Raw genomic sequence first — 739 nt, 5'->3', positions numbered from 1 at the left:
CGACTGTGGCTTCCTCACGCTCCATCGCCTGGAGCTGGGTTCGCCAGGAATTCACCTGCGCCGTGACCTGCCTGAGCGCGGCGTCCTGCGCGGTCTTCCTGTCGTTCAAACCCTTGGCTTCGTCCAGCCGCTGCCGTGCGATGGCCAGTTGCTCCCGCAGCGCCGTCCAGGGCCGCGCGGCTTCATCGCGCTGGTGATCGCGGCGCAGGCCGGAGAGACGGTCTACGCCCGACTGATAAGACTCGATGTCGGCGCGCAGCTGTTCGATGTCGGCTTCGAGCTCCGTGCGCAGCCTGATGGCATCCGCGAAGGCGCCGCGCGGTGTTCCGGCGGCGGGCGTGAGCAGTTCGTTGCGTTCGCTCTCCACCGCCTTCAGCACCGCATCGCCGTTGCTGGAAGCCAGTTCGCCCAACGATTCGCCGAGTGCGTTGCGCAGGTGGTCGCTGGCGAAGCCCACGGCGCTGGCAATGTCGTGTGATGTGCCCTGCTTGATCCACAGCAGCCCCGGAATGCCCATGTGCTCCGGCGTGCTGGCGCCCTTGCCCGGAAAGCGAAAGCCCAGCAATGCAGCCAGATGGTCTTCGGCCACCGCGCCGTCCATCGCCTTGCCATCGATGACAAGCTCACAGCGCTTCTTGCCGAGAAAGGCTTTGGTGAGCCGGCACGGCTTGCCGTCGAGTTCGAAATCGACTTCGACCGTGGGCGTTGCCGAACTCTCGCCCCATGGCCGCAGGTGCTC

General features: G+C 66.3%; 1 pseudogene. It reads right to left on the bottom strand.

Features of this window, described 5'->3' with window-relative positions:
* Positions 1-739: pseudogene (locus tag ACSFA2_RS25705) on the bottom strand (AAA family ATPase); the annotation flags it as partial.

The organism is Variovorax cryoconiti (assembly GCF_051216395.1).
Classification (GTDB): Bacteria; Pseudomonadota; Gammaproteobacteria; order Burkholderiales; family Burkholderiaceae_C; genus Variovorax.
This window is presented reverse-complemented; position numbering and strand designations above follow the sequence as displayed.